Annotated in this window: 1 protein-coding gene; it reads left to right on the plus strand. The window is 76.3% G+C overall.

Going from position 1 to position 908, the window contains the following annotated elements:
- Positions 1-91 precede the first annotated feature (91 nt).
- The coding region (locus GXW76_RS25455) for a hypothetical protein (protein ID WP_211864929.1) at positions 92-908 on the plus strand (817 nt) is incomplete at its 3' end.

The raw sequence follows: 908 nt of genomic DNA on the forward strand, positions 1-908 counted from the left end.
GTGGCGCCTGCCCCTTCCGCGCCGCAACCGGACGCCGCGCCGCCCGCGGCGCCGGCCGCGCCGCGCTGACCGGGCCCGGCGGAGCACGCCCGTGGACGAAAGCCTGATCGCCACCACGCTGAACCGGGACCTGCTGGCGCAGGGCGTCGGCGGGCAGCTCGCGGTGCAGCACTGGGAGCAGCTGACGCAGTATCTGCGCCGCGCGCTCTCCCCGCGCCATGCGGCGCTGTTTGCCGAGCCCAATCCGGACCCCGAGAAGGGCAGCATCGACTGGTACGCACCCGGCAGCGGGCCGGCAGTGCCGCTGACGCAGCTCGACCCCGCCACGCGGCAGATGATCCTCGAGCCGCTGATGGCGATGGTGCGGGATATCCAGGACGCGGCGGCGAAGCTGCACGCCTCGCCCAGCGAGGGGGAACGCTTCCTCGGCGAGTTGCTGCGCCTGGCGCTGGAGATCCCGGACCAGGGCGCGATCCGCGTGCGCGGCGGCGTGCCGGTGCTCGCCCCCTGGGGGCACACGGCCGCCGGGCCGGGCGCGGTGCGCGAGCTGCTGGTGAAGATGATGCCGCAGCCAGTGGCGCCGATGGCAATCGTCGGCCCGCCGGCCGCCGCCGCCGCCGTACGCTCGCGCATCTGGCCCTGGCTGCTCGCCTTCCTGCTCGCGCTGCTGTTGCTGCTGCTGGCGCTGTGGCTGCTCTGGCGCGATCCCTTCGGCTGGTTCCCCACGCCGCAGGCGCAATGCGTGGCGCCCGAGGGGCAGGTCTCCACGCTCGACGTGCTGCGGGAGGAGGAGGCGCGCGAGGGTGCGCTGCGGGCCGAACTCGCGCGCATCGTCGGCGAGGCGGGGGAACGCCGGTTGCTGTGCCGGCCGCCGCCCCCGCCGCCCCCGCCGCCGCGCCCGCCGGAGC

This window comes from Neoroseomonas soli (assembly GCF_018129065.1).
GTDB lineage: Bacteria > Pseudomonadota > Alphaproteobacteria > Acetobacterales > Acetobacteraceae > Neoroseomonas > Neoroseomonas soli.